Here is a 26088-nt window from a genome sequence, read left to right on the forward strand (position 1 = left end):
GGTGGGTCAGTCACGGTGATGGTGGATGTGCTGCCGTCATCGCAGGCAAGCCAGCTCCCACAGGGGGAGCGGTCATATACAAAATCCGTGTACGACACAAATCCTGTGGGAGCGGGCTTGCCCGCGATGGCGGTGGGGCAGTCACGGTGATGTTGAATGTGCCGCCGTCATCGCAGGCAAGCCAGCTCCCACAGGTGCAGTGGTTCTTTTGGAGATTAGCGACGGCGCATCAGACCGATGAAGAACAACCCGCCAATGGCGGCGGTGGCGACGCCGATGGGCAAGTCTTCCGGGGCGATCAGGGTGCGTGCGGCCACGTCGACCCAGACGAGGAACAGGCTGCCCAACAAGACGCACACCGGCAGCAATCGCCGATGTTCAGCCCCAACCAACCGCCGCGCAATGTGCGGCACCATCAGCCCGACAAACCCGATCGACCCACTGATCGACACCAACACCCCAGTCATCAACGACGCAATCAAAAACACCCGCAGCCGCACGGTGCGAGCATTCAAACCGAGAGTCACCGCCGTCTGCTCACCCGCCATCAACGCATTCAATGGCCGGGCCATCCCCAGCAACAACACCAACCCAAGCAACACACTGGCGGCCGGCACCGCGAGCAATTCCCAGCGCGCCAACCCGAGCCCGCCAAGCATCCAGAACATCACCGCAGAACTGGCGCGGTGATCACCGAGAAACAACAGCAGATTGGCGATCGCCATCATCACGAATGACACCGCCACGCCGCACAACAGCAGCCGATCACTGTCCAGTCGCCCATTACGATTGGCGATCATCAGCACGATCAACATGCTCAGCAGCGCGCCAATAAACGCCGCGATCGGCAAGGTCAGCAACCCGACAATCTCACCGACATGCAGTACCACGATCACCGCGCCGAGGGTCGCGCCGGAGGTCACACCTAGCAGGTGCGGATCCGCCAGCGGATTGCGCGTCACCGCTTGCAGCACCGCACCAATCAACGCCAGGCCGGCACCCACCAACGCGCCGAGCAACATGCGCGGCACGCGGATCAGCCAGACGATGTGTTCCTGGCCGGCCGTCCAGTCCGCAGCACCGAAGCCAATAATCTTGTGCAGCAGTATTCGCCAGACCACCTCCACCGGCACCCGCGCCGGGCCGAAGCCCAGCGACACCACGCACGACACCAGCAACAGCGCGCCGAGGGCCATCAGCAACAAGGCATAGCGACGATCGATCATTCGCCGTGGAAACCCTTGGTCAGGGTTTCGACCGCCAGCACGTTGTCGATCCCGGGTGTGGCCTGCACGTACGGAATGACGATGAAGCGCTGGTTTTTGATCGCGTCCACCGATTGCAGGGCCTGGTTGTTGAGCAGGAATTGTTCCTTCTGCTCGGCGGTGACTTCGCCGTAATCAACGATCACGATCACCTGCGGATTGCGCTCGACCACGTTCTCCCAATTCACCCGAGTCCAGCTCGCCTCGACGTCGTCGAGAATGTTGCGCCCACCGGCAGCGTCGATCAGCGCTTGAGGCATGCCGAGGCGACCGGAAGTCATGGCCCGGTCCTCACCGCTGTCGTAGAGAAATACACGTGGCTTGTCTGTCGGCAGATCCTTGCGGATGTCGGCGACTTGCGCCTGCATCTCGGCGATCACGGTGTTGGCGCGGTCCTGCACGTCGAAGATTTTTCCGAGGTTGCGCAGGTCGTTGTAGGTGTCTTCCAGGCTGGCGGGCGGGCGCTTCATGACGAAGGCGCAGGACTCGGTGAGTTCGTAGACGTTGATGCCCAGCGGTTGCAGGGTTTGCGGCGTGAGATCACCGCCGACGCGCATGCCGTAATCCCAGCCGGCGAAGAAGAAATCGACGTTGGCGTTGAGCAGGGTTTCCACCGACGGGTACTTGGCCGCCAGCTCCGGCAAGCCATCGAGGATGGTCTGCATCTCGGGCGTCACCGACTTCCAGCCCGTCACGCCGCTATACCCGGCCATCCTTGGTTTGAGGCCGAGGGCGAGCATCATCTGGGTCATGTTGATGTCATGGCTGACTGCGTGTTTCGGTGCAGCCTTGAAGGTGACTTCGCGGTTGCAACTCTGAATGGTCAGCGGGTAATGCGTGGCTTCGGCAACCACATGGGCGCTGCCCAGCAGTAAAGCAATGGAGAGGCTGGAGCGCAGCAGGGAACGCAAAGTCATGGTTGGGTTATCCAGGTGATTCGTGGGTAGCCGTGCAAGGGATGGTCATCGATCAGGGCGTCGACGCCGAACACGTTGTGTAAAAGTTGTGCGGTCAGGACTTCTTTGGGCGGGCCGCTGGCAACGATGCGACCGTGATTGATCACGTACAGCCGATCGCAGAAAGCCGCAGCCAGATTGAGGTCGTGAATACTCGCCAGTGTGCCGATCTGCAGCCGCTTGACCAGTTGCAACAGCTCCAGCTGATAGCGCGGGTCGAGGTGATTGGTCGGTTCATCGAGGATCAGCAAGTGCGGTTGTTGAGCCAAGGCGCGGGCGAGGATTACCCGCTGTTTTTCACCGCCGGAAAGGGTGGCGAAGGCGTGGTCTTCGAAGCCCTTGAGGCCGACTGATTCGAGGGCGTGGGTCGCGAGTTTTCGGTCTTCAAGGGTGTCGCCATCAAACAGGCCTTTGTGCGGCGTGCGGCCCATGGCGACCACTTCCTCGACGGTCAGGCCGAAGGCGTCGGGGAATTCCTGCAACACCACCGCAATGCGTTGCGCGCACCAGCGTGAGGATTGCTTCCAGACGTTGTGATGGTCGAGCTTTACCTCACCGCTCTCGGGTTTGCTGAAGCGGTAGGCGCACCGCAACAGGCTGGTCTTGCCGCTGCCGTTGGGGCCGATCAACCCGACGAACTCACCGGCGGCCACGTGCAGCGACGCGTCACGCAGCTGGAACTGATGATGGCAATGGCCGTGGCCCAGGGGTGTCCAGGCGAGGTTCGTGAGGTTCAGCGAGGTCATGCAGTTCTCTTGGGGTTTTTGGTGTTGCTGATGACGCCTTCGCGGGCAAGCCTCGCTCCCACAGGTTTTGTGTCGTACGCAATATTTGTGATCGACATAAACCTTGTAGGAGCGAGGCTTGCCCGCGAAGAGGCCCTATGCTTCAGAGATAATCGCCAGAAGTCTATAGATCCCTCTAAAACACGCATCTCACCTGCTTCATGATGAAGCTGAAGTGGATTCAGTTTGCCGGCTCAAGCGCGACAGCAGCACCCGATCCAGTACCCACACGACCACCAGCGAAGCCCCCACCAACGGAAATATCACCGCCAGCCCGAACATGATGACCATCGCGGTTTTCCATTTCGGCAGGTCGTGACGCAACGGCGGTACACCGAACTTGCCCTGTGGCCGGCGCTTCCACCAGATCACCACACCGCTAACGGCGCTGAGCAAAATCATCAGGCAAATCAGCAGCACGATGATCTGATTGAACGGGCCGAACATCTTGCCTTCGTGCAGCATCACGCCGACTTCGGTGGCCCGGGCGACGTTGCTGTAATGCTGCCAGCGCACGTCGGCGAGGACGTCGCCAGTGTACTGGTCGACATGCAAGGTGGCGTCGTTGCGCGGGTCGTCGGCGAACACCGCGATGGTGAACACGCCGGTAGCCGTGGTGGGGAAGGTGATGCTGTAGCCGGGCTCGACCTTACGTTGCACGGCGATGTTTTGCACGTCTTGCAGGCTGATGGTCGGCGCTGCCGGACCGGTTTGCGTGCTGGCGTGGGCCATGTGTTCGGCGTGGTCGCCGGACATCGGCATCGGCGTGTTTTCCATGGCCCACGGCACGGTCTGGCGCGTGGCGCTGTTGAGGCTGCGGGCCTCGACGTCGGACTTCGGCACGTCATTCCACATGGCTACCGGGAAGCGGTTCCAGAGGTCGGCGTATTGCTTGCCCCAGAACCCGGTCCAGGTCATGCCGCTGAGCAGCATCACTAGCAACAATGATGCGCCCCAGAACCCGGTCACCGCGTGCAGGTCACGCCAGAGCACTCGGCCACGACTGTTCAAGCGTGGCCAGAGAATCCCGGCGGACTGGCCGCGCGGCCACCATAAAAATACCCCGGAAACCACCAGCACGACGCCCCAACCGGCGGCCAGTTCCACCAGTCGATCACCGACGGTGCCGATCATCAATTCGCCGTGAATCGATCGCGCGACTGCTTGCAGATTCTTCTTCGCGTCTTGCTCGCCAAGGATGTCGCCGTGGTACGGATCGATGAACACGTTAAGTTCATGACCTTCATTGATGACGACAAATTGCGCACTGCGTTCGGCGTTGACCGGCGGCAGGTACTGTTTGATCTGACCTTGTGGGTACGCCTCTTTCACCCGTTTGAGCAGGTCGTCGGCGGAGACTTTGTGATGAGCAACCGGGACGTTCAGCAGGCTGCCGTACATCAACGGATCGAGTTGCGGTTTGAACAGGTAGATGATGCCGGTCAAGGCCAGCATCACCATGAATGGCGCGACGAACAGGCCGGCATAGAAATGCCAGCGCCAGGCCAGGTTGTAGAAATTCGGTTTGGGCTGTTTCATTCGTGTGCTCCGCTAGGCGTAGTTCTTTATTGTTTAGTGCGGTTGCTGCGCAACCGATCGCGGGCAAGCCCGCTCCCACAGGTTCAACGTCGCCCATGTGGGAGCGGGCTTGCCCGCGATGCTTTTAGAAACTCATATCCACCTTGGTCCAGAGCGTGCGCCCCGGTTCGTTGATGGCTTGCGGGTCATTGGCCGGGAAGCCAAAACCGGCGTTGCCCGCCAGGTTCAGGTGTTCGGCGTAGGCCTTGCCGAACAGATTGTCGACGCCACTGCTGACCTTCCAGTTCTTGTTGATCCGGTACGCGCCGTTGAGTGAGAACACGCCGAACCCAGAGCTCGTGTCGAAATCTTTGCCGACCACGTTGCCCTTGTTCTGGTCGATGCGGTTCTGCGCCGCAACCACGCGCCACAAGGCGCCGGCGCTCCAGTTGTCTTCGCTGTAGGTCAGGCCGAAACGTGCATCCAGCGGTGGCATCTGCGGCAGGGCGCTGCCGTCGCTGCTGTTCTTGCCCCAGGCGTAGGCCAGGGTCGCGTCGGCTTTCCAGTGGGCCGTCAGCTTGTAGGCTGCACCGAGTTCGCCGCCCATGATTCGCGCGTCGATGTTCTCGGCTTGCGAGGTCATGCCCATCATCCCCGGCGTGTAGTTGAACAGGATGTAGTCACGCACCTGCCCGACGTAACCCGAGGCCCAGGCTTCGAGGTCTTCGGTCTTGTATTGCAGGCCAAAGTCGAGCTGGGTGGTTTTCTCCGGCTTGATCGAGTCGAAGGCATTCACCGAACCGGCGGGGCCGGACTTGGGCGAAAACAGCTCCCAGTAGTCCGGGAAACGTTGGGAGTGACCGAGGCCCGCATACAGCGTGGTCGGGCTGTCAGCCAGGTCATGCTCGTAACGCACAAAACCGCTGGGCAAGGTGTCGGCGCGGGTGTCGTCGGCCGTCGGGTTCGGGCGGGCCATCATCCCGGAGCCGATGGTCTGCCGATAATCCTTGGCCGACGCGCGATCCAGTCGTGCCCCGGTGATCAGCCGATCACGGTCGGCGGCGTACCAGGTCAGTTCGCTGAACACGCCGTAGTTATGGAAGTCGGCGTCCTTGTTGCGCGGCACATCCTTGTAGGCGTCGACGCCCATGGCGCTGCGTTGGCGGTGTTCGTTGGTTTGCGCATCCAGGCCACCGATCAGTTGCACATCAGCCCAGCGCCAGGTGGCTTTGATCCGCGCGCCGAGGGTTCGGCGGTCGACGTTGGAGGCCATGGGGCCGGCCATCATCCCGGTGCCGGACGGCGTGCGCAGGGTGTAGTTGTCCATCACGTGGTCGGCGTAGTTGTAGTAGACCTGCGCCTCGACCTTATCCAGCACCTCACCGATGTTTGATTGCTCGAAGCGCAGGCCCAGGCTTTCGCGCAAGAACTGCGAACCGTCCATGCCACGCCCGGCGTAACGGGCTTCGCCATCGCCCTTGCCGGCGGTCAGTTCCAGCAGCGTGTCGGCGCTTGGGGTCCAGCCGACAGCAACGTCGCCGTTCCACTTGTCATAGCGCGAGGGCACGGTGTCGTTGTTGCCGTCCTTGTAATCGTCGGAATGCGCGGTGTTGCCGATCACTCGCACGTAACCCAGCGGCCCACCGGCAGCGGCGTCCACTACTTTGTCGAAACGGCCGTTGGAACCGGCCAGCACGCTGGCGTTCACCCGGGTGCCGAGTTCGCCGAAGCTTTCCGGCTCACGGTCGAACAGGACGGTGCCGGCTGATGCGCCGGGGCCCCAAAGCACGGTTTGCGGGCCTTTAATGACGGTGAGTTTGTCGTAGGTTTCCGGTGAAATGTACGAAGTCGGCGCGTCCATTCGGCCGGGGCAGGCGCCGAGCATCATGCTGCCGTTGGTGAGGATATTCAGTCGCGAGCCGAACATGCCGCGCAGCACCGGATCACCGTTGGTGCCGCCGTTGCGCACCAGCGCGAAACCGGGGATGGTCTTCAGATAATCACCACCGTCGCTGGCCGGCACCGGTTGGCGCGGGTCCTTGGGGTTGGTGACGATGGTCAGCGGCGAACTCGGCGCGATGGCGGTAATCACCGTCGGGCTCAGTTCTTCGGTGTGGTCGGCGTGTTCATCGGCCAGCACCATCGGTGTCAGCAGCAAGCCGCAAAGAACGGCCGTGGCGTGCCTGAAACGAACGCGGGATTCGTTCAGGGCAAAAGAAGCCTGGGCAGCGCCCAAACGTGTGTCAGCAGAAAACCTGGACATGACAATTTCCATCGAACAGTCGTAAACGACACGGCCGGCAGCCTATGGCTGTCTTCTAAACCGTGTGAGATCGGAGGTGGGTGTTTACGCGACGATGGGCGGTGCGCGGGTGCGGGCGCCGGGGAAGAAGGTTTGCCGGGCGTGGCCCAGGCGGGTAGCGGGAGTGCTGAAAGTGGTTGTCTGTGGACTGTCGAAAGCGACGAAGGATTGACCGCCAGTGAGCGCCGGGCAATTGAACAGCAGGCTGCAATAGCCGCATTTTTCCCAGAGTGCGTGATGGTCGGCTTTGGGCGGACAGTGCTCGGCGGCGGGTTTCGCGCCATGCTCCATGGCCTGCATGTCCATGGGCATGTCCATCGACATGCTCATGGACACTTTCATCAGCGCCGAGGCGCGTTGATCCATCGGCATCGACTGAGAAATCAGCGGGCCGATAAAGATCATCAGCATGGCGAACAGGCTGATCCAGCTGCCGCGCGTCAGGCTCATTGGCTGACGGCGGTGCACGGATGACTTGGTGCCAAGCGGGCGCATGGGCGTTTTCAACGTGGGCGATTACTGGGCGTGCATGTGCTCTTGCATGCCGTCCGGTGCCTTTTTCTGCACCGTGACATCGACCGTCACATCGCCGGATTTTTCGAAATGCATCGTCAGCGGGAAGCGCTTGCCGTCGCTCAACAGGCTGCGGTCTTTCAGCTCCAGCAGCATCACGTGATACGCCATCGGGGCGAAAGTGGCTTCGCCGCCAGCCGGAATCTCGACGGTGGGCACTTGCTGCATTTTCATCAGATCGTTTTGCATCACGTGCTCGTGCAGCTGGGCAACGCCTGCGATTGGTGAATCGACGCTCAGCAGTCGGTCGGCGGTTTTGCCGTTGTTGTGAATCACGAAATACGCTGCGACGGTGGGTGCGTTGGGCGGTAACTCTTGCGACCACGGATGGGCGATCTCAAGCTCGCCAGCCTTGTATTCGTGAGCATTGGCAAAACAGGCAGGCAGCAGCAATACAGCCAGAACGATGAGTTTGTTCAACATGGCAGTTCTCCAGAACGATTCAAAACGCAGGTCAATTGCGAGAAGGAATCACACCAGAGGGGACGCGCGGGGGTTGAGACTCGGCCATTGCTGGCGCGGTGTAGGGGTGTCGAGCGTGGCAGGCGGCAGGCTTCGATTGGCCTCGAAACGAGCGAAATACAACTGCGGCGCATGCCCCGGCAACGCCACCAATGGTGCAGAGCCCGAGCAACACCAGCAATGCTGCATGTTGGAATGATCGTCGCTCTGTGGAGCTTTCTGCTCGATATCGCCCAGGGAAATCGCCACCAGCTTGGTGCCGTTGGAAGAGCAGAAACTGCCCCACAACAATTGCTCTGCAGGCGATTTCGCCGTCTGCGCCATCGCTCCGGACATCGGCATGGCGAGCATGTTGAACAGCACTGCAAAGCAGGCGATCCAGGCAAATGCGAGCCGTTGTCGGGACATGAGGGCAGATCCGGTTGAGTGGGCAATCAGGCGCGGCTATTTAGCCTGATCAGGGGCGATAAGTAAAAAGGCCGCGTGCGGTGTGGTGTCGCAGTGCAATCAGAGAGCGCTGGCATGCAGCCGTAGGCCTAATGCTTTCATCACTTTCATGATAGTCGCGAATTCCGGGTTGCCAGTGCTGCCCAATGCTTTGTAGAGACTCTCGCGACCCAGCCCGGCATCACGGGCAATCTGTGTCATGCCTTTTGCACGAGCTATGTCGTTGAGTGCGGCACGTATGAGAACTCCGTCACCTGCATCTTCTTCAAAGCAGGCGTCCAGGTAAGCGGCCATTTCTTCTGGTGTTTTGAGAAATTCGGCGGCGTCGAATCGGGTGAATTGTTCGGCCATGACTTACTCCTCATTACCGATGTTTTGCGCCATTTGAAGAGCGCGTTTGATATCTCGCTTTTGAGTCGACTTGTCACCGCCCACCAGCAGCAGATAGACCACTGCCCCTCGACGAGTGAAATACATCCTGTAGCCGGGGCCGTAATGAACACGCATTTCATAAACAGCTTCGCCTACGGATTCGCAATCACCAAAATTACCGTGTTCGGCAGCTCGAAGCCTGGCGATAATGCGAGCTTTACCGATGATGTCTCTCAATGAGTCGAGCCAATCGGCAAACGCACGAGATCGTTCGAAGTCGATCATGTCGGATCGTATTCCTTGGGATACAAGTTGGCAAGCCACACTTTTCTCGGCCCAATGGGAGGCCTTACCCATGAGTGGCATGGGTGGTGTTGCTAGCTAGGATCAGGGGAATCGAATATAGAGTTGAAGCGCTTGCCGGGAACAGTCGGCCCTCTCCTGGAAAGTTGTCGGCAAAGTCGCAAGGTCGTGCAGGCTCAGGAAATGTCTGACACTGACAAAGCCGCCAAGACGTCATCCACCGCCCCAAATTCCCGCTCAACCCCCGGCAACACCGGCCGCTTCAACACCAGCACCGGCACTCCACGTTCCCGCGCCACTTCCAGTTTCGGCTCGGTGGCGGTGCTGCCGCTGTTTTTGCTGATCAGCACATCGATCTGCCGACGCTCGAACAGCTCGCGTTCATCCTCGATCAGAAACGGCCCACGCGCGCTGATCACTTCGCAGCGCTCGTTGCCCGGATAAACGTCCAGTGCACGCAAGGTCCAGAATTGCTCCGGCGGGATTTCGTGCAGGTGCTGCAGCGGTTCGCGTCCGAGGGTGAACAGCGGTCGCCGGAAGGGTTTGAGCGCTTCGATCAGTTCGGCCCAGTCGCTGACTTCGCGCCAGTCATCCCCGGCTTGTGGTTGCCAGGCCGGACGCCGCAAAGCCCAGCACGCAATGCCGCTCAACTTCGCGGCGGTGGCGGCGTTCTGGCTGATTTGCGCTGCGTAGGGATGGGTCGCATCCAGCAGCAGGTCAATGCCTTCATCCCGGATGAATTGCGCCAGACCTTCAGCGCCGCCATAGCCGCCAACCCGAACCTGGCAGTTCAGATCCGTCGGCACGCGACCGACACCGGCCAGGCTATAGATGTGTTCCGGGCCCAGAGTCCGGGCGATGGCCAGGGCCTCCGTGACGCCGCCGAGCAACAACACGCGCTTCATTGAAAAACTCCTGCATGGCCGACAATCCCGCCCTGGCGATCGATGGCGAACACTTCGACCTGAACCTGCGCCGGCACCACGCTGCGGGCAAAGTCTAGGGCGTGCTGGCACACCGCGTCACCGAGCGCGATCCCCGCAGCGCTGGCCATGGCCAACGCCTGCTGACTGGTATTGGCTTCGCGGATCGCCTGTTGCAGCGCCGCATCGGCACCGACCGCCGCGGCCCATTCGGCCAATTGCGGCAGGTCGATGCTTGAATGCCGACTGTGCAAATCCATGTGCCCGGCCGCCAGTTTGCTGATTTTGCCGAAGCCGCCGCACAGGCTGAGTTTAGCCACAGGCACTTTGCGCAAATGCTTGAGCACCGCGCCGACGAAGTCGCCCATTTCGATCAGGGCGATTTCCGGCAAGTCATAGACTCGGCGCATGGTGTCTTCGCTGGCGTTGCCGGTGCACGCGGCGATGTGCAGGTAACCGTTGGTTTTGGCGACGTCGATACCTTGATGGATCGAGGCGATGTAGGCCGCGCAGGAAAACGGCCGGACGATGCCGCTGGTGCCTAGGATCGACAAGCCGCCGAGAATCCCCAGCCGCGGGTTCATGGTTTTCAGCGCCAGGGCTTCGCCGTCCTCGACGTTTACCGTGACCTCGAAGCCGCCCGGGTAATCAAGCTCCTCGGCCAGCAGCGTCAGGTGCTCGCTGATCATTTTGCGCGGCACCGGGTTGATTGCCGGTTCGCCGACGTTCAGCACCAGCCCGGGCCGGGTGACGGTGCCCACGCCACGGCCGGCGCTGAAGCGAATGCCCGGCTCACTGTGCAAGCGCACTTGGGAAAAGAGCAGGGCGCCGTGGGTTACGTCCGGGTCGTCGCCGGCGTCCTTGATCGTTCCGGCTTCGGCGCCGTCGTTCATCAGTCGACAGAATTCCAGGCGCATCTGCACCCGTTTGCCTTTGGGCAGAATGATCTCGACGGCGTCCGCTTCGACGCCACTGAGCAGCAGGCGTGCCGCCGCGAGGCTGGTGGCGGTGGCGCAGCTGCCGGTGGTCAGGCCGCTGCGCAGCGGGGCGGGTTGTTCGGCGGTTTCGTCACGCATCGAGGGGTTTCGTCACGTCCAGCAGGGTAATCGGCAGCGCCTGACGCCAGGTGTCGAACTCGCCCAACGGTTGCGCCTGAGCGACGTGAATGCGGGTCAGTTCACCGCCATGCCGTTCGCGCCAGGCCATCAGGGTCACTTCGCTTTGCAGGGTGACGGCGTTGGCGATCAGCCGACCGCCGGGTTTGAGTTGCGCCCAGCAAGTGTCGAGCACGCCTTCGCGGGTGACACCGCCACCGATGAAAATTGTGTCCGGGCGTTCGAGTCCGGTCAGGGCTTGCGGCGCGCTGCCGCGAATCAGTTGCAGACCGGGGACGCCCAAGGCGTCGCGGTTGTGTTCGATCAACAACTGCCGCCCTTCATCGGCTTCGATGGCCAGCGCCCGGCAGCTCGGGTGAGCGCGCATCCATTCGATACCGATCGAACCGCTGCCGGCGCCGACATCCCACAGCAGTTCGCCGGGTGTCGGTGCGAGGCGGGCGAGGGTGATGGCGCGCACGTCGCGCTTGGTCAGTTGGCCGTCGTGCTGGAAAGCAGAGTCTGGCAACCCGGCGAGGCGCGACAGGCGAGGTGTGTTCGGTTCGGCGATGCATTCGATGGCGATCAGGTTCAGATCGGCGATCAGCGGCTCGCTCCAGTCATTGGCGACACCCTCGATACGTCGTTCGGCTTCGCCGCCCAGATGTTCCAGCACGGTGAGGCGACTCGGCCCGAAACCGCGCTCGCGCAGCAACGCCGCGATGGCTGCCGGACTCTGGCTGTCATTGCTCAACACCAGCAAGCGCACACCACTGAACACATGGGCGTTGAGTGCGGCGACGGGGCGGGCGACCACCGACAGAGTCACTACGTCCTGCAACGGCCAGCCCAGGCGAGCGGCCGCCAATGACACGGAAGACGGGGCGGGCAGGATCAGCATTTCCGCACCGGGCAGTTGCCGCGAAAGGCTGGCACCGACGCCATAGAACATCGGGTCGCCGCTGGCCAGCACACACACCGGCTCGCCACGCAGTGCCAGTAACGGTTCAAGGGAAAACGGACTCGGCCATAATTGCCGCTCGCCGCGAATGCACACCGGCAGCAAATCCAGTTGTCGCTGACCGCCAATGATCCGCGAAGCGCCCAGCAGGGCGCGACGGGCATTCTTGCCCAGGCCCTTGAAGCCGTCTTCACCGATACCTACTACTGTCAGCCAGGGTGACATCTGCCGTCCTCAAAAAAAGTCCACAAACGGACTGTTCCGACGGGCAGGCTTTTCATGCCGTCGGACAAAGCAGGCATAATACCGCGCCTTCGCCCGCGAAGCGCCTTTCCCACACAGCCGGTCGCCCCTTTGAACGAACGCCCGATGTCCACCGCCTTACGCCCCTCGGCCTGCCCGGGGTTGCTGCGTATTGTCCCGGCACTGGATGGCGGCATTTGTCGGATCAAATTGAACGGCGGCTCGATCAGCGCCGCCCAGGCTGAAGCGGTGGCCAGCGCGGCCGAGCGGTTTGCCGGGGGCGTGATCGAGGCGACCAACCGCGCCAACCTGCAGATTCGCGGGATTGGCGGCGAGCAGACGGCCTTGATCGACAGCCTGCTCGCCGCAGGATTGGGCCCGCGTACCGCGGCGGGCGACGATGTGCGCAATCTGATGCTCAGCCCGAGCGCCGGGATCGACCGGCAGATGTTGTTCGATACGCGCCCGTTGGCCGAACAGATCCTCACCAGCCTGCAAAGCCATGAGCGTTTTCACCAGTTGAGCGCCAAATTTGCCGTGCAACTCGATGGCGGCGAAAGCCTGGCGATGCTCGAACATCCTCATGACCTGTGGTTGAGCGCCGTTGAGCACGAGGGTGAGTGTGTGCTGGCCTTCGGTCTGGCGGGTTGCCCGACCCAGACTCCGTCGGGCGCGGTGCGACTGGAAAACGGCCATGCGCTGGTGATCGCGGTGCTTGAGTTGTTCCTCGATCTGGCGCGTCCCGACCAGACGCGCATGCGTCATCTGCTGGCCGAATACCCGGTGGCCGGGTTTGTCGCTCAAGTAGCCGAACGTGTGCCGCTACTGTCCATTGTGAGCGGGGCGCGCGTTACGAACTCGAATGTTCTGCATATCGGTGTTCATCCCCAGCGTGAAACCGGCCGTGTCTATGTCGGCGCGACGCCGCCTCTGGGCCGGCTCGATCCCGGCATGCTTCGGGGCGCGGCACGACTGGCCCGTGAAAGGGGCGATGGCAGTCTGCGCTTCACGCCTTGGCAAAGCCTGCTGCTGCCAGATATCCACGAAGACGACGCCGCTCAAGTTATCCACAGCCTGGAAAGTTTGCGCCTGCGCTGTTCGGCAGACGATGCCTTGGCGCATCTGATTGCCTGCACCGGTTCGGCGGGTTGCGGCAAAGGCCTGTCCGACACCAAAGGCGATGCGCTGCAACTGGCGACGTTGTTGCAACGTCAAGGCCAAGTCTTTGATGTGCATCTGTCTGGCTGCGCGCGTTCCTGCGCGGCGGCACACATCACGCCAGCGACGTTGCTGGCAGTCTCACCCGGTCACTACGACCTCTATTTTCGCGACACAGCACAGCCGGGTTTCGGCGCGCTGCACGCACGCAATCTTACTATTGAAGCGGTCGCGACCTTGCTCGACGCCCGCTCACGGAGCTCCCTTGATGCTTGATTACATCCGCGACGGTCAGGAGATCTATCGCAACTCCTTCGCGATCATTCGCGCCGAGGCCAACCTTGCGCGTATTCCGGCCGATCTGGAGAAACTCGCGGTGCGGGTGATCCACGCCTGCGGCATGGTCGAGGCCATCGACGGGCTGCAATTTTCCGAAGGCGCCGGCAAGGCCGGGCGCGATGCGTTGGCGGCTGGTGCACCGATTCTGTGCGACGCGCGGATGGTCAGCGAAGGCGTGACCCGCGCGCGTTTGCCGGCCAATAACCAAGTGATCTGCACACTGCGCGATGACAGCGTCCCGGAGCTTGCCCGCGAGTTGGGCAACACCCGTTCCGCTGCCGCGCTGGAACTGTGGCGTCCGCACCTGGAGGGCAGCGTGGTGGTGATCGGCAATGCGCCGACCGCGCTGTTTTATCTGCTGGAAATGCTCGACGCCGGCGCGCCGAAACCGGCGCTGATCCTCGGCTTCCCGGTGGGTTTCGTCGGCGCCGCCGAATCCAAGGCGATGCTCGCGGCGGACAGCCGTGGCGTGCCTTTCGTCATCATGCAAGGCCGGTTGGGCGGTAGTGCCATGGCCGCCGCCGCCGTCAACGCCCTCGCCACGGAGATTGAATGATGCAGCAACCTGGACGTTTGATTGGCCTGGGCGTCGGCCCCGGTGATCCGGAACTGATTACCGTCAAAGCCTTGCGCCTGTTGCGCGAATCTCCGGTGGTGGCGTACTTCGTCGCCAAGGGCAAGAAGGGCAACGCCTTCGGCATCATCGAAGCGCATCTGCAGGACGCACAAACCCTGCTGCCGCTGGTTTACCCGGTGACCACCGAAGCGCTGCCGGCGCCGTTGTCGTACGAACAAGTGATCAGCGATTTCTACGATGCGGCTGGCGAACAACTCGCCGCGCATCTGGACGCTGGCCGTGACGTGGCGGTGATCTGTGAAGGCGATCCGTTCTTCTACGGCTCCTACATGTACCTGCACGATCGTCTGGCCGAACGCTATGAAGCCGAAGTCGTGCCGGGCGTCTGCTCGATGCTTGGCGGTGCGTCGGTACTCGGCGCGCCGCTGGTGTATCGCAATCAGAGCCTGTCGGTGTTGTCGGGTGTGCTGCCGCACGAAGACCTCAAGCGGCGACTGGCCGATGCCGATGCGGCGGTGATCATGAAACTGGGGCGCAATTTTCCCAAGGTCCGTCAGGTGCTCGAAGAACTCGGTCTGGCGGAGCGTGCGCTGTACGTCGAGCGCGCGACCATGGCCAATCAGAAAATCGTGCCGCTGGATCAGGTCGAGCCGATGTCCTCGCCGTACTTCTCGCTGATCATCGTTCCCGGTGAAAGGTGGCAAGGCTGATGGCCCATTCCGCTCCGGCGATTGTCATTCTCGGCAATGGCAGCCTCGCGACTGCGCGCAAGATTCAGCAGGTGTATCCGGGCGCGCTGATCCATGGATTGGCCGAACGGGTCGAAGGCGCGGACCGTGTTTATCACGAGTTCGGCGCGACCCTGCGCGAACTTTATCAACAGGACACGCCGATCATCGCGCTGTGCGCCGCCGGGATTGTGATCCGCACCCTGGCGCCGTTGCTGCTGGAAAAAGGTGCCGAGCCGCCGGTGCTGGCCGTGGCCGAAGACGGTAGCGCAGTGGTGCCGCTGCTCGGCGGTCTCGGCGGGGTGAATGTCATGGCGCGCGAAATTGCCGCTGGCCTCGACGTCGCGGCGGCGATCACCACCAGCGGTGAATTGCGTTTCGGCACCTGCCTGCTCAATCCACCCAGCGGCTATGCCTTGGGCGATCTGGAGTTGGGCAAGCGCTTCGTCTCGGACTTGCTGGCTGGCGAACACGTGCGCATCGAAGGCGCTGCACCTTGGTTGGCGCAAGCACAGTTGCTGCAAGATCCTCAGGCGCATTTGTCGATCCATGTCGGCAGCGCCGAACGGACGCCGGCCGCCAATGAATTGTTGATCTACCCGCGCAGTGTGTTGTTGGCTGTCAGCGCCACGATGGCGGATTTGCCCCAGGCGATTCGCGCGGCGCTGCGTCAGGCGCGAGTCGCCGTTCAATCGCTGGCGTGCCTACTGGCGCCGGTCTCGGAGATGGCCAGCCCGGCGTTGCGCGAAGCGGCGCTTGAACTGGGGGTGCCGCTGCGTTTTGCCTCCCCCGCCAACGATGCCGGCGAGTTGGCTCGCACGGCTGTTCCCGACGCGACAATTCTCCCGATCGACGCAAACCTGGCGCTGGCGATTGCCGAACAACCGCTGGATATCGCACAGATCGGCCGCCCTCGCGGTCGGCTGGCGGTGATCGGTTTGGGCCCGGGTGCCGCGGAACTGATGGTGCCTGCGGTGAAGGCCGAACTGGCCAAAGCCACGGATGTGCTCGGTTATGAAACTTATGTACGCATGGCCGGCCCGTTTCGACCGGATCAAGTGTTGCATTGCACCGACAACCGCGAGGAGATGCAGCGTGCCCGTCACGCCTTCGAACTGGCGGCCCAAGGGCGTTCGGTGATTGTGGTCTCGTCCGGTGACCCCGGCGTGTTCGCCATGGCCGCCGCGGTGCTCGAAGCCTTGCACGAGTCGAGTGAGCCGGCCTGGCACAGCGTCGATCTGGAGATTCTGCCGGGGGTTTCTGCTTCGCTGGCGACCGCCGCTCAGGCCGGTGCACCGCTGGGGCATGACTTCTGCGTGATGTCGCTGTCGGACAACCTCAAGCCGTGGTCGATCATCGAGAAGCGTCTGGACCTGGCCGCCGAAGCCGATCTGGCGCTGGCTTTCTATAACCCGATATCCCGTTCTCGGCCGTGGCAGTTAGGCCGTGCTCTGGAAATCGTTGCACAGCACCGTACGCCGCAAACCCCGGTGGTTCTGGGCCGTGATATCGGCCGGCCCGGCCAGACGCTGCGGGTCACCACACTCGGTGAGCTCACGCCTGAGCAAGTGGACATGCGCACCATGGTGCTGATCGGCTCGTCCACCACCTGCGTGTTCCCCCGCGCCGAAGGTGGCGACTGGGTCTACACACCGCGTTGGTATGGCAACAAACCCCTCTGCTGAACCCTGGCGGCCCGTTCGGGCCGCCTTCATCACCTGAATCCCGCTATTTTCCCGATTGTTACGGCATTTGTGCGTGTAAGCCTGTTCGGTCATTTGAGTGGGATTGGGTTGTCTGTCCAGGAAGAACTTTGATCCTGCTTTGTAGGAAGTTTTACTTTGATGCCGGTGTTTTTCAGGTGTGACAACTCATAACTTAAGACGGCTGTTACAAGGTCCGGCTATGGCGAGCTTTTTCAGGGCTTTAATGTGTATGTCATTAGTAAGCGAGGCTGTGTGCGTTAAGTCTGTAACAGTGGATGTGCTGTTTGCCCTGTAATTAATTGAATTCCTTGTTGGTTGAGCAGTGTTTGGATGGTGGGTTAGTTTGGTTTCGGGTTTTTTGGTGTTAGTTGGTTTTAGAGCGTTTATATGGCGTTCTCTCGATATTAAGTGATGTCGGCGTTCGTCCAGGAACGGCGGCGCCTTTTTGTATTGTTGCAAATCGGTGGAATGCACGACTGTCTGAGTGCGCGTGTGGAATCATCATTGTCTAGAGTCGATCCCGGCTATTTATATACGATAAATGGAAGTGTTGTTTATGAGTGAATCCAAGTTCTCGATTGCGGATGGCTATGTCGATTTTGTGGAGCTGTTCAATCGGGAGGACCTTGAGCAGGCCTTAATATCGTACAAAGGTACCGATCAATATGATGCAGTGTTTCGATATTACTTTGGTTGTTTCAATGTGCCGGATTCTTCCCGGTTGTTGGAGCCGTTAGGGCTGCTCAAGCAAGCGTTGGGGGCCCTGGAAGGAGGTGCTCGGCGCCGTCGCGCGGCAGAGGCGGAAGCGCCCATGAGTCCTGGTGTCGCCGGGGGGCCTGATTTGGCGGATATCTGCAACAGAGTGGAGGATTTCGAGACGCGCCTGCACAACAGTCTCGAACAGCTGAAAATACCCGCCACCGAGGTGCCGAAAAATCTGCATTTTGTCTGGCTTGGGGGTGGTGTCGGGGAGATTCAGCGCGATTACATCAACATTTGGAAGCAGGTGATGGTCGCAGAGGGTTATAACCTCAATCTCTGGTACGACAGCGACGCGCTGCTGGCCTATGAAACCAACCGGATCATTGTCGAAGCCGCCAAGGCCGATGCCATGCTCAATGGCGGGCAAACCAGTACCGATGCAAATGAATTGGGCGACCGCTATGAAGAGCGCGCCATCGTTCTGAAGCAGCAAATGTACGCGCACATTACGAAGGCCGTAGAAAGCGGCAGCAGCGCGGATGCTGCCAGAATCGATTTACTGGTTCGAGCCTATGGCCAGGACGAGGCGCGCCTGAGTGCCTTGAAAAGCAGTAACCGACTCAGCCTCTTGGCATTGGTCGAAGGTGGTCTGGCACTGCGCGATTTGGCTGTCGCTGAGGCACCGCTGCATTTGGAGGATATCTACGAGCGCGAGATCAGTCTGCGAGGCAATTTTGCGGCGGCTTCCGATGTCGTTCGTGTCGAGGCCCTGATTGCCGAGGGTGGCAGTTATGCCGATGTCGATAATCTGCCGCCGTTGCTGGAAAAACTGGGCGAGGTGGATATCCGTGCATTCAAGACTGACGCGCGTCTGGGCGTGCTGCAGTTGATGCTCGACCGCAATCCCGAGTGGATGCCCGGCCGTCAGGCATTGCGCGGTAGGTACACCAATTATTTTGAGCAGATCCCGCTGGAGCATCGCGAAGCACTCGAGCGCTTCGCTGAAAGCCAACCTGAATTGAACCGCGTTTTTCGTCCCCCGGTAGAACGTCTGGTTCAACCGGATGGTCTACGAGCCGTCGCCGAACAAAGTAGCCTGAGCAACGCTTTCCTGATGGCCCATCCCGGGTCAGCGATGCTCAAAACCGTGCGTGAGCGTTTCAGGCTCAATTATGAAATTGTCGATGCCACGGCCCGCTTGGCCGATGAGAAAAATGTTGCCCTCACTGATGCCGAGGCCATGAGTGGCCTTGCGAAAGAGGCCGCGACGCAGGTTTTCGGTACTCTACACAACCTGCCAATGGAAAAAGAACTGGCGGTGTCTTTTCTGGTTCAGGCGGCCGCAACCTACTACAGCGACGGCATCCGCCCCCAGAGCGAGGTGACAATCTATCTGACCGGTCCTGCGGCCATGCGCGAGGGCATGATGGACTACGAAAGGACGCATTTTACGTCGCGAACCGCCGAAGCATGGCGAGCGGAGGTTGCAATCCCGGCCATTGCCACCGTCAACCGGGCGACTGAAGAGGAGCTCGATCACTCTTGGAAAGAGAATGAAAGTGACACCGGACAATGGTTGAGCAACGAGGTAAGTCGTTGGCAAGAGGGGCAATTCAAAGCCCGTTACGCGGGCGATCTGGCACAGTTGCTCAAATACCGCACCATTGATTTCGAAGAAGGCTGGCCGGTGATCGAGGGGCGTCATGTAGTGTCCACCGACCTGTTGCAGCATCTGGCCGATGAGTTGGGTGAACCGTTCATGCGCATGATGAATAGTGGCCATTGCGGAGCAGTGACTTTCGACAAGGCTGTCCGACTGAGCTTTGATGAGCGTCAGTTGATCCTCGCGCAAAGTGCTAGTACATGGCCTCCTGGATTGTTGAGCGATCCGCAGACGCAACAGCTATCGATCGATGAACTCCTGAGCCGACTCGCCAAGGGCACGGTCAGAGCCGATCAGGTGAGCCCCTTGCAGCGCCTGCTGCTGGCAGCCTTGATCGGCGCACCGGCCGTGGATAACCAGAGCTTCGACGCGGCTCGCCCGCAACTGGAGAATCTCGCCAATAGCCTCGGCAAGCTGGGGACGGCGGGTCGCTACGCGATGATCGAACACGCACTGTACCAACGCCAGGCTCCGGCGTTTCTGGCCGGGCTTGCCAGTCCTGCCGATCATCCGCCAGCCCATTCCGAAACCGCCCTGGGGCTGAAAAAAGATGCGCTGGAGCAACCATTGACTTTGCGTCAATGGGGCAAGCACGTCGCCAGAATCCAGCAGGTGGCGAAACTTGAATTCCGTGATCAGGTTGCCGAGCGCGTCGGGGTTGTTATGGGCGGCTTTGAAGCGGGCACCATCAAGCTTGTACCGCAAGATTTAATGCTTCAGGGCACAGGGGACGCGTTGGGTGGACGTTGTTATCCACTGGCCTTGGTGATGGCAGCTGCGTTGTCGGAGGGAAAGGCGGCGACCAATACCCTGCGCGAGCGATTCTATTTGGGGGTTTTGGAGCCTGAGACAAGCGATTCAGCAATTTTTCTACACAGTCTGGAAGCGTTGCGTGGCGTGCAAATCAGCGAGGTGGGCAGCGCGCTGGCGCGCTCGGATCTGAATCAGGTCGTCGACATTCTGAGCACCAGAACAATCACCAGTACGTTGATGCTCAACTCCGATAATCACTCCATGCTCGTGGCCAAAACCATTGAGGGCGAACACAGCACCTATCACTTTTACGATCCGAATTTCGGTGTTTTAGAGTTCGATCAACCGGCCGCGTTCAGACTGGCACTGGAGCAGTTCTTCCTTGAACAGAAGATGGCCGGACCCTACGCAGCCTATGGCGATACGGCGCATCCGACCTTCGATCTGATCGAGCTGGAAGGCGCGCGGGTGTCGGAGGTGGCATTGCCTGGCGCAATTCGGGTCTCGCAACTACTGCAACCCGGCACGTTGCCGGGAGAGTCGCAACGCCCGGTCAGGCAGCGTCTGGCCAGTGCCCGCGGACAATCGTTGATGAGTAATTCTCGTCTGGGCAGTTGTCTGTTGGCGCTGGACAGTCATTGGTGGGGTCAACAGATCGAGCAAGTGACGACCCGTCTCCGGCAGCAGAATCAGCTGGCACCACAGCTTGTGCCGTTGTTCGAAACCCTGGAGGTCATGCCGGACGGGGCGTACCGGATGAGCCTGATCGACCCTGCAAACCCTGAGCACGTGGTACGAGTCATCACCGACGACCATCGACTCTTGCGCATTAAAAACTACCTCTCGGAACGTTTTGCAGCCTTGGCCAACAAATCATCCGTCCCGGGGGATCCCGTCGATCCCACTGATGTGGGTAGCGTTCACACCCTGAACGCCGGCTTCGCCATTCAAGCGCTGATGAATGCGCTGAGGGGACAGGAAGGGCCGGACAAATCCCTGACAATGGCTGTCCGGTTGCACGCCTATGTCAATTACGCGCAATTGGTGCATGGCAACGTGGTCGATGTAGCGGGCCTGGTGGGTCTGGTCCGGCAGGCACTGGCTGAAGAGAAGTTGATTGCCCGTACCGTCGCCCCAGTGGTCAAAGCCGCTGTGGGGCCGAGCGTGGGCGAAGCGACCGGCGGACTGTTGCAACTGGCGAATGTCGGGTTCGACATTTATCAATTGGCGACTGCGGAAAATGATGTCGAGCGAGCCCAGTTCGGGACGCAATTGGCTTTCGACTCGGCGAGTCTGGTGTTGTCGGTGGGCGCTTACGCTGCCGGTGCCACAATCGCCGGGGCGTTTCTGGGCGGGGCAGCCGTGATTCTGGGGGGGCTGGCAGTGGGATTGGCGGCAGTGGTCAAGGGCTTCGCCACCATTGCCGAAGAAGCCAAACAGGTCGGGCTGTTTTTCGATGAAATCGAGAAGGCTCATCGTCAAGGCTATCGATTCGACGGCGCTTTAGCGGCGTGGGTACCGCACTCATCGCTGATCGTCCAGGCGCTGGATCTGGCCGCCGGCAAACTGCTGCTCGACAGCCCAAAACTGTACCCGCTGCGCGACCATTTCGGGGTACCGACCTTTGACGACGATTACGAGCGGGCGATCAACATCCGTCGGGAACTGAATCTGCCTAGCCAGATAAAATTCACTCCGCCCACCGGGCAGATCATCGTGCTGCCCTGCACACCACAAACCTGTTACAGCTACGAGTACAAGGCGTTGCCCTTCGCCACGCTGCGCCATGACACCGGGTTCGACACGGCCCGGCGCCTGGAGAAAAAGAAAACGGACGGCGGATGGCTGTTCCTGTTTTCCTTCTATTCGTTTCCGAGTGAGTACATTCTTTATCGCCTGTTCCCGGTCTATACGCCGACAGTGATCGATGTGCTGCTCGATGCCGTCGAGCGCTCGCTGGTGATACCCGTTCTACCGCCGGCATGGCACGGGAAAGTCGCCTATCGGATTCAGGGCGCCGGCAAGCAATGTGCATTGGTGCTCAATCCCGGGGTGAGTCTGACACTTGAGTCACCCAGCATTACTACTTCCCGATGGGTGCTGGAGGCGTCGTGGGCCAACGAGAGCGATGTTGTTCTGGAGGGGGCGGCGGGCCTGCAGATCGGTACCGTCAAGGTGGAGTTCAAGGGCCGAGGTCTTCATGACGTCCTGATCCGGATCGCCAACAATCAGCTGTTCCAGCTTGATCGCGGAAAACGGCAGATGAACCTCGTCCAGCAGGATGTACCTTCGGGCATGGATCGGCAGACGTTGCAGGAACATTTCAAGGGACTGGCTCAGGAGCATCGTTTGGTGATGCCGTATACGCCGGTTCATCACTATCTGATTCCGTTCGAGAAACCGAGTGAGCCCCGTCACACCACCGCCTGGTACGACGCGAAGGAGGAACGCTTCCTGTACATCCGCAGCAAGGATGTACTCGCCGCTGATGAAGCGCTGCTAGGAGCGGTGGCTGGCGGCTACGGCTATTTCTACGAACCGCAGGGTTTCGTGATTTGGCAAGTCGACGCGGTCACCGGATTGCTCAGTTATCGTTATCGGATACTGCCTAAAGACACGGGAGCCACCATCAAGAGCATTGAGGCGGACGCGCAGGGGGTGATTCATGTCGTACAGGAAATTGCTCGCGAAGATCAGACCAGCGATGTGCTGGTGTACGTGATCCATGACGGGCAACTGCTGCTGAGTTCGGTCACCCGCGACATGGATCCGGGGCTGGAATCAGTCTTCAGTGCCAGCGACACACTGGCTGACTGGTCGCAGGTTCTTGGCAGCTATTACGTTCTTAGGCCTGTTATTGACGATGATGACGTTTCCAACGTCGACTGGCAGCCGGCGCCCTTTGTTTCGGTCTGCTGGAAGTTCGAAGCGAACGCGCGGGACATGGCCTGGGTTCGCGACAGTGACCATCTGATCATCCGTCCCTCTCCACGGCGCCACCGCGGGCGCGGCTGGGCCGATTCGATCAAGAACATGACTGATTTGACGTTGCTCACACCAGCGGACGGCAGCGATGTGTTTGTCATCTACGACAGGCTCAGGCAGCAGCTGTGCCGTAAGCAACGCACCCTGGTGGCGGGCAAAGGACAGTGGTCCGAAACATGGCAACAGCCTGCGAAGCTGGAGAATGTCGCTGCAGTCGAAGGCGGGTACCTGGCGCTGACGTCGGAGGGCCTGTTCTTCAATCTGACTCCCCAGGGGTACCTGACGCTGGGAGGTCTTGGCGAGTTGTGGTTCAAGGATCGGATGCACTGGTGGTCCGCATTGGAACCGCTTGCCCGCCAATACGTGGCCGAGCGTTTTGCCCTGGTCGGCCTGAGCAACTTCAACGATAACGCGAAGTTGTGCGCCTGGTACGTCGGCAATCGATTGTTGCTGGCTGATCTGGGCCATGGAAAAGAAGTGCGCCTGCTCGGCGTTACCCCTGATAGCGAGGCGGCCTGGTTATTCGATGTTTCGAGCGGCGAAGTCTATCGTCAGGCGTTCATCGATCCGCAGCGGCTGGAACCTGCATTCGGCCAAGGCTCGCGATTGCTGCGTGCTGATGCGTTACCCGCCGCCGAGCGTGAATGGGCGCCTTGGCAGTTCGCCGAGGTGACGGTTGAGGGAGCCGGACTGCGCGGTACGACACTTGAAGGCGTGGTACTCAAGCTGCGCTATCAAGAACCGGCATTGCTCACCGGCGTCACCCATGAGTGGGTCATGTCTCAGGAGGGGCGAGCGCACGATAGCCTCAAACAATTGGTGGACAGCCAACCTCATGAGGCGCTGCTGTCGGTAGAGGACGTTGGCAGTCTGATATGGTTCGTAGTCGATACCGAACGTGTAATTCGGGTGGCAAAAGCTGCCATTCCAGAGTCCTTTGAGCTACTGGGAACGCAACAGCAAACCAACGTATTGCTTCATGAAGACAAGAGTGGACTGCTGCTGACTTATCCGGGCATGGGGCATGCCGGGCCACTCAGTTATGTCTGGCGTAATGCCGAGGTACTGGTCATTGAAGGCCAGATGAAGATTGGCGATGTTCTGCCACTGATGCCCGACGACGTCACGACCCTGATTCTGCGCATGGGGCAAGGTGCGGTCAGTTACCTATTGTCGAAGGCTGCCTGGCTGAGGCTCGAGTTGGTCATCCTCGACTGCCGGCATTCGCTGGGCAATGCGCAAACGATTCCCGGCAAGTTGATCTGGGAGCTGGATAGTCCTGAAAAACTGTTGCTGAGCATCGTTCAGGAACACTTGGTGATCATTGACCCGGACAGCGGGCACAGCGTGATTTTTCGTGAAGTGTATGCGACGGATGTCACCTTGCGCGGCGAAGCTTTGCTCGGGTTCGAAGGGCATCGACCTTATGCCGTTTCGACACTGGTGCAGAGGCTGGTCGCTCGGCAGAGCATGCATGACAGTGCAACGCTGGGAGAACTTCTAACCGCATCGACTGCTGAGCTGGAAAGCAGCTTGGTGGGATAGTCTTGAGCTCGCACCGATAAAGAAGGCCGCGAAAGATTCTGTTCGCGGCCTTTTACTTTCGTCAGTGACTTCAGGGAACCAGATAACCCTTCACCCCGGTAAAAATAATCTGCGCCGCCAATGCGCAAACAAACAACCCCATCAACCGACTGACAATCTGCAAGCCCTGATCGCCGAGAATCCGTTCTATCCGGTTGGACAAGTAAAGCACCACGCCGACCGTGAAACTGGCCAGGGCAATACTGAGAATGGCCGTCAGCTTGTCATCCCAATGGGGCTGGCTGACGCCCATCACTAACAGAGCACCGATGGTGCCAGGGCCGACGGTCAATGGAATGGTCAGCGGGACGATGGTTACATCCTGCTGCATGTTGTCGGTCTGCACCGCCGATTTGCCTTGAGCCATGCCCAGCGCCGAGATGAACAGCACACTGCCGGCGCCGATGCGGAAGGCGTCCACGGTGATGCCGAAGACATTGAAAATCACCCGCCCGAACAGGTACAGCAAGACGCTGGAAACCAGGGTGGCGGTTGCCACTTTCCAGGCCAGGCGTCGCTGCTCCTTGCGCGAATAACCGCGGGTCAGGCTGATGAAACAGGACAACACGAAGAACGGGCTGTAGAGCACCAGCATCTTCAAGTAAACGCTGAACAACACGTGGAGCATGATTTCGGCTCGCGGCAGGAAAGGGTCGAACCGGAGTCTATCAGTCGTCCAATTACCTGTCGGCATTTGATTGAAAACAGCTGATTTTTTGTTTTATTCAATCTGAAGTTTCGTTTTTGCATTAGTTGTTTTTGTTTGATGGTTTATAAGTGTTGTGGTTTTTTTATGTGGCGTTACAAGTTTGGCGTTGTGGTGTTTTGGGTGTTTGGGTAATGTTGTTTTGCAAGTTATGGAGTGACTTGCTTAATTTAACTAAGGAGGAATTTATGAGTGTAAATATGATCGATAGTGCTACTGTTGCTGCCTGTGTAAGGCGTCTGGAAAGTTACGAAATTGATGAAGTGCCAGTTGTACGTTCTCGTGCATTTGCTGCAAGTGGGATTGTTGTTGAGGAGCCTTCGAAGGGGGCTGTCGTTGGCGAAGGCATTTTGTCCTTCGTAGGCAACCTGTCCGAGCAAAATCAAGTAGATGCGATGCACTCCTTTCTTTTTGCCAGCCTTGTTGCGAATAAGCAATTTCCTTACGAGTATCAGGGCAAGGAATGGTACTACAAGTTTTTCGAAGTTATGACCTCCGCCGGTTGGCTGACGAGCCAAAAATATTACAACGACATTGAAATTAGCGGAAATACCGTTCGGATGGACCAGTTGGTACTGGAAATCCTTGGCTCGGTGGTCGCTGGCCTCGCTATACCAGGCACTGCTTCTGCACTGATGCTGAAGGTTGCCGGTGATGCCATTACCGCCTTGAAAAAGAAAGAAACGGCTTTAACGCTGTATGAACGGAATTTGTTGGAACATGGCGTAGGCGGTATGGCTGCAGGAACCTGTACCGAAGTCAATGGTGAGGTAACCCTGGCACTAGGGACTGTACGTTTTATTCGCAAAAATACAGCAACCCAAGTCCTGTTCATGGATTGGGATAGTCGTGATGTGCAGCTGTATAAAGGTGAATCTGTTTTCAGAAAGGTTCCTTATATCGCTGACCAAACCCGAGACCTGATTCGGACAAAACTTGGGACGAATGCAGTCAGTAAAATCGAAGGCTACGAGATCTGATCT

At 59.8% G+C, this 26088-nt stretch carries 20 protein-coding genes; 6 read left to right on the forward strand and 14 right to left on the reverse strand.

Features of this window, described 5'->3' with window-relative positions; translation table 11 throughout:
• Positions 1-215: 215 nt before the first annotated feature.
• From KGB18_RS21415 to KGB18_RS21475, 13 genes are all read right to left on the reverse strand, one after another.
• A complete protein-coding gene (locus KGB18_RS21415) occupies positions 216-1226 on the reverse strand; it encodes a FecCD family ABC transporter permease (protein WP_201062541.1) in 1011 nt (336 codons plus the stop codon).
• A complete protein-coding gene (locus KGB18_RS21420; RefSeq protein ID WP_223570437.1) occupies positions 1223-2182 on the reverse strand; it encodes an ABC transporter substrate-binding protein in 960 nt (319 codons plus the stop codon). The genes KGB18_RS21415 and KGB18_RS21420 overlap by 4 nt, the downstream gene beginning before the upstream one ends.
• Entirely contained in the window at positions 2179-2967 is a 789-nt protein-coding gene (locus tag KGB18_RS21425; protein ID WP_123718999.1) for an ABC transporter ATP-binding protein, read from the reverse strand. The genes KGB18_RS21420 and KGB18_RS21425 overlap by 4 nt, the downstream gene beginning before the upstream one ends.
• 198 nt (positions 2968-3165) lie before the next feature.
• Positions 3166-4545 (reverse strand): PepSY-associated TM helix domain-containing protein, encoded by a 1380-nt coding sequence (locus KGB18_RS21430; protein WP_223570438.1) that lies wholly within the window; start codon positions 4543-4545, stop codon positions 3166-3168.
• Positions 4546-4669: 124 nt separating this feature from the next.
• Positions 4670-6787, reverse strand: a complete 2118-nt coding sequence (locus KGB18_RS21435; protein WP_223570439.1) for a TonB-dependent copper receptor — start codon at positions 6785-6787, stop codon at positions 4670-4672.
• An 84-nt stretch (positions 6788-6871) separates the two neighbouring features.
• Positions 6872-7321: a DUF2946 domain-containing protein gene (locus tag KGB18_RS21440; protein ID WP_223570440.1), complete on the reverse strand. Its 450-nt coding sequence runs from the start codon at positions 7319-7321 to the stop codon at positions 6872-6874.
• 21 nt (positions 7322-7342) lie between these two features.
• Positions 7343-7822: a copper chaperone PCu(A)C gene (locus tag KGB18_RS21445; protein ID WP_223570441.1), complete on the reverse strand. Its 480-nt coding sequence runs from the start codon at positions 7820-7822 to the stop codon at positions 7343-7345.
• A 48-nt stretch (positions 7823-7870) separates the two neighbouring features.
• Positions 7871-8269 (reverse strand): DUF2946 domain-containing protein, encoded by a 399-nt coding sequence (locus tag KGB18_RS21450; RefSeq protein WP_123718994.1) that lies wholly within the window; start codon positions 8267-8269, stop codon positions 7871-7873.
• Between the two features lie 99 nt (positions 8270-8368).
• Positions 8369-8659 (reverse strand): addiction module antidote protein, encoded by a 291-nt coding sequence (locus KGB18_RS21455; protein ID WP_074873403.1) that lies wholly within the window; start codon positions 8657-8659, stop codon positions 8369-8371.
• 3 nt (positions 8660-8662) lie between these two features.
• On the reverse strand, positions 8663-8965 hold the full coding sequence (locus tag KGB18_RS21460) for a type II toxin-antitoxin system RelE/ParE family toxin (RefSeq protein ID WP_123718993.1): 303 nt from the start codon (positions 8963-8965) through the stop codon (positions 8663-8665).
• 194 nt (positions 8966-9159) lie between these two features.
• Entirely contained in the window at positions 9160-9888 is a 729-nt protein-coding gene (locus KGB18_RS21465; RefSeq protein WP_123718992.1) for a cobalt-precorrin-6A reductase, read from the reverse strand.
• On the reverse strand, positions 9885-10982 hold the full coding sequence (locus KGB18_RS21470; protein ID WP_123718991.1) for a cobalt-precorrin-5B (C(1))-methyltransferase: 1098 nt from the start codon (positions 10980-10982) through the stop codon (positions 9885-9887). Before KGB18_RS21470 ends, KGB18_RS21465 begins: the two co-directional genes overlap by 4 nt.
• The gene (locus KGB18_RS21475) at positions 10975-12186 is read right to left on the reverse strand and encodes a bifunctional cobalt-precorrin-7 (C(5))-methyltransferase/cobalt-precorrin-6B (C(15))-methyltransferase (RefSeq protein WP_048396176.1); all 1212 of its coding nucleotides are present in this window, start codon (positions 12184-12186) and stop codon (positions 10975-10977) included. Before KGB18_RS21475 ends, KGB18_RS21470 begins: the two co-directional genes overlap by 8 nt.
• A gap of 144 nt (positions 12187-12330) precedes the next feature.
• On the opposite strand from KGB18_RS21475, the gene cobG reads away from it, so the two are divergent.
• The 5 genes from cobG (at position 12331) to KGB18_RS21500 (ending at position 24360) form a co-directional block, all read left to right on the forward strand.
• Positions 12331-13638, forward strand: coding sequence for a precorrin-3B synthase (gene cobG / locus KGB18_RS21480; RefSeq protein ID WP_317850982.1), 1308 nt, complete (start codon positions 12331-12333; stop codon positions 13636-13638).
• Positions 13631-14257 (forward strand): precorrin-8X methylmutase, encoded by a 627-nt coding sequence (locus tag KGB18_RS21485; RefSeq protein WP_008069015.1) that lies wholly within the window; start codon positions 13631-13633, stop codon positions 14255-14257. Before cobG ends, KGB18_RS21485 begins: the two co-directional genes overlap by 8 nt.
• Positions 14257-14988 carry a precorrin-2 C(20)-methyltransferase gene (locus KGB18_RS21490; protein ID WP_030128260.1) on the forward strand — a complete coding sequence of 244 codons (732 nt, stop codon included), beginning with the start codon at positions 14257-14259 and terminating at the stop codon, positions 14986-14988. Before KGB18_RS21485 ends, KGB18_RS21490 begins: the two co-directional genes overlap by 1 nt.
• Entirely contained in the window at positions 14988-16691 is a 1704-nt protein-coding gene (cobJ, locus tag KGB18_RS21495; RefSeq protein ID WP_223570443.1) for a precorrin-3B C(17)-methyltransferase, read from the forward strand. Before KGB18_RS21490 ends, cobJ begins: the two co-directional genes overlap by 1 nt.
• Before the next feature lie 577 nt (positions 16692-17268).
• Entirely contained in the window at positions 17269-24360 is a 7092-nt protein-coding gene (locus KGB18_RS21500) for a TcdA/TcdB pore-forming domain-containing protein (RefSeq protein ID WP_223570444.1), read from the forward strand.
• A 70-nt stretch (positions 24361-24430) separates the two neighbouring features.
• Here the strand turns inward: KGB18_RS21500 and KGB18_RS21505 are convergent, their stop codons facing one another.
• Positions 24431-25027 (reverse strand): MarC family protein, encoded by a 597-nt coding sequence (locus tag KGB18_RS21505; protein WP_223570445.1) that lies wholly within the window; start codon positions 25025-25027, stop codon positions 24431-24433.
• 266 nt (positions 25028-25293) lie between these two features.
• Between KGB18_RS21505 and KGB18_RS21510 the strand changes: the two genes are divergently transcribed.
• A complete protein-coding gene (locus KGB18_RS21510; protein WP_223570446.1) occupies positions 25294-26085 on the forward strand; it encodes a hypothetical protein in 792 nt (263 codons plus the stop codon).
• The last annotated feature ends 3 nt before the right edge of the window (positions 26086-26088 follow it).

Source organism: Pseudomonas sp. BF-R-26, assembly GCF_019947395.1.
Taxonomy (GTDB): domain Bacteria; phylum Pseudomonadota; class Gammaproteobacteria; order Pseudomonadales; family Pseudomonadaceae; genus Aquipseudomonas; species Aquipseudomonas farris.

What these genes read in the sequence shown, in the direction of transcription:
- KGB18_RS21415 (WP_201062541.1), bottom strand. Translation starts at nt 1,226, where the DNA reads ATGATCGATCGTCGCTATGCCTTGTTGCTGATGGCCCTCGGCGCGCTG.
- KGB18_RS21420 (WP_223570437.1), bottom strand. Translation starts at nt 2,182, where the DNA reads ATGACTTTGCGTTCCCTGCTGCGCTCCAGCCTCTCCATTGCTTTACTG.
- KGB18_RS21425 (WP_123718999.1), bottom strand. Translation starts at nt 2,967, where the DNA reads ATGACCTCGCTGAACCTCACGAACCTCGCCTGGACACCCCTGGGCCAC.
- KGB18_RS21430 (WP_223570438.1), bottom strand. Translation starts at nt 4,545, where the DNA reads ATGAAACAGCCCAAACCGAATTTCTACAACCTGGCCTGGCGCTGGCAT.
- KGB18_RS21435 (WP_223570439.1), bottom strand. Translation starts at nt 6,787, where the DNA reads ATGTCCAGGTTTTCTGCTGACACACGTTTGGGCGCTGCCCAGGCTTCT.
- KGB18_RS21440 (WP_223570440.1), bottom strand. Translation starts at nt 7,321, where the DNA reads ATGCGCCCGCTTGGCACCAAGTCATCCGTGCACCGCCGTCAGCCAATG.
- KGB18_RS21445 (WP_223570441.1), bottom strand. Translation starts at nt 7,822, where the DNA reads ATGTTGAACAAACTCATCGTTCTGGCTGTATTGCTGCTGCCTGCCTGT.
- KGB18_RS21450 (WP_123718994.1), bottom strand. Translation starts at nt 8,269, where the DNA reads ATGTCCCGACAACGGCTCGCATTTGCCTGGATCGCCTGCTTTGCAGTG.
- KGB18_RS21455 (WP_074873403.1), bottom strand. Translation starts at nt 8,659, where the DNA reads ATGGCCGAACAATTCACCCGATTCGACGCCGCCGAATTTCTCAAAACA.
- KGB18_RS21460 (WP_123718993.1), bottom strand. Translation starts at nt 8,965, where the DNA reads ATGATCGACTTCGAACGATCTCGTGCGTTTGCCGATTGGCTCGACTCA.
- KGB18_RS21465 (WP_123718992.1), bottom strand. Translation starts at nt 9,888, where the DNA reads ATGAAGCGCGTGTTGTTGCTCGGCGGCGTCACGGAGGCCCTGGCCATC.
- KGB18_RS21470 (WP_123718991.1), bottom strand. Translation starts at nt 10,982, where the DNA reads ATGCGTGACGAAACCGCCGAACAACCCGCCCCGCTGCGCAGCGGCCTG.
- KGB18_RS21475 (WP_048396176.1), bottom strand. Translation starts at nt 12,186, where the DNA reads ATGTCACCCTGGCTGACAGTAGTAGGTATCGGTGAAGACGGCTTCAAG.
- cobG (WP_317850982.1), top strand. Translation starts at nt 12,331, where the DNA reads ATGTCCACCGCCTTACGCCCCTCGGCCTGCCCGGGGTTGCTGCGTATT.
- KGB18_RS21485 (WP_008069015.1), top strand. Translation starts at nt 13,631, where the DNA reads ATGCTTGATTACATCCGCGACGGTCAGGAGATCTATCGCAACTCCTTC.
- KGB18_RS21490 (WP_030128260.1), top strand. Translation starts at nt 14,257, where the DNA reads ATGCAGCAACCTGGACGTTTGATTGGCCTGGGCGTCGGCCCCGGTGAT.
- cobJ (WP_223570443.1), top strand. Translation starts at nt 14,988, where the DNA reads ATGGCCCATTCCGCTCCGGCGATTGTCATTCTCGGCAATGGCAGCCTC.
- KGB18_RS21500 (WP_223570444.1), top strand. Translation starts at nt 17,269, where the DNA reads ATGAGTGAATCCAAGTTCTCGATTGCGGATGGCTATGTCGATTTTGTG.
- KGB18_RS21505 (WP_223570445.1), bottom strand. Translation starts at nt 25,027, where the DNA reads ATGCTCCACGTGTTGTTCAGCGTTTACTTGAAGATGCTGGTGCTCTAC.
- KGB18_RS21510 (WP_223570446.1), top strand. Translation starts at nt 25,294, where the DNA reads ATGAGTGTAAATATGATCGATAGTGCTACTGTTGCTGCCTGTGTAAGG.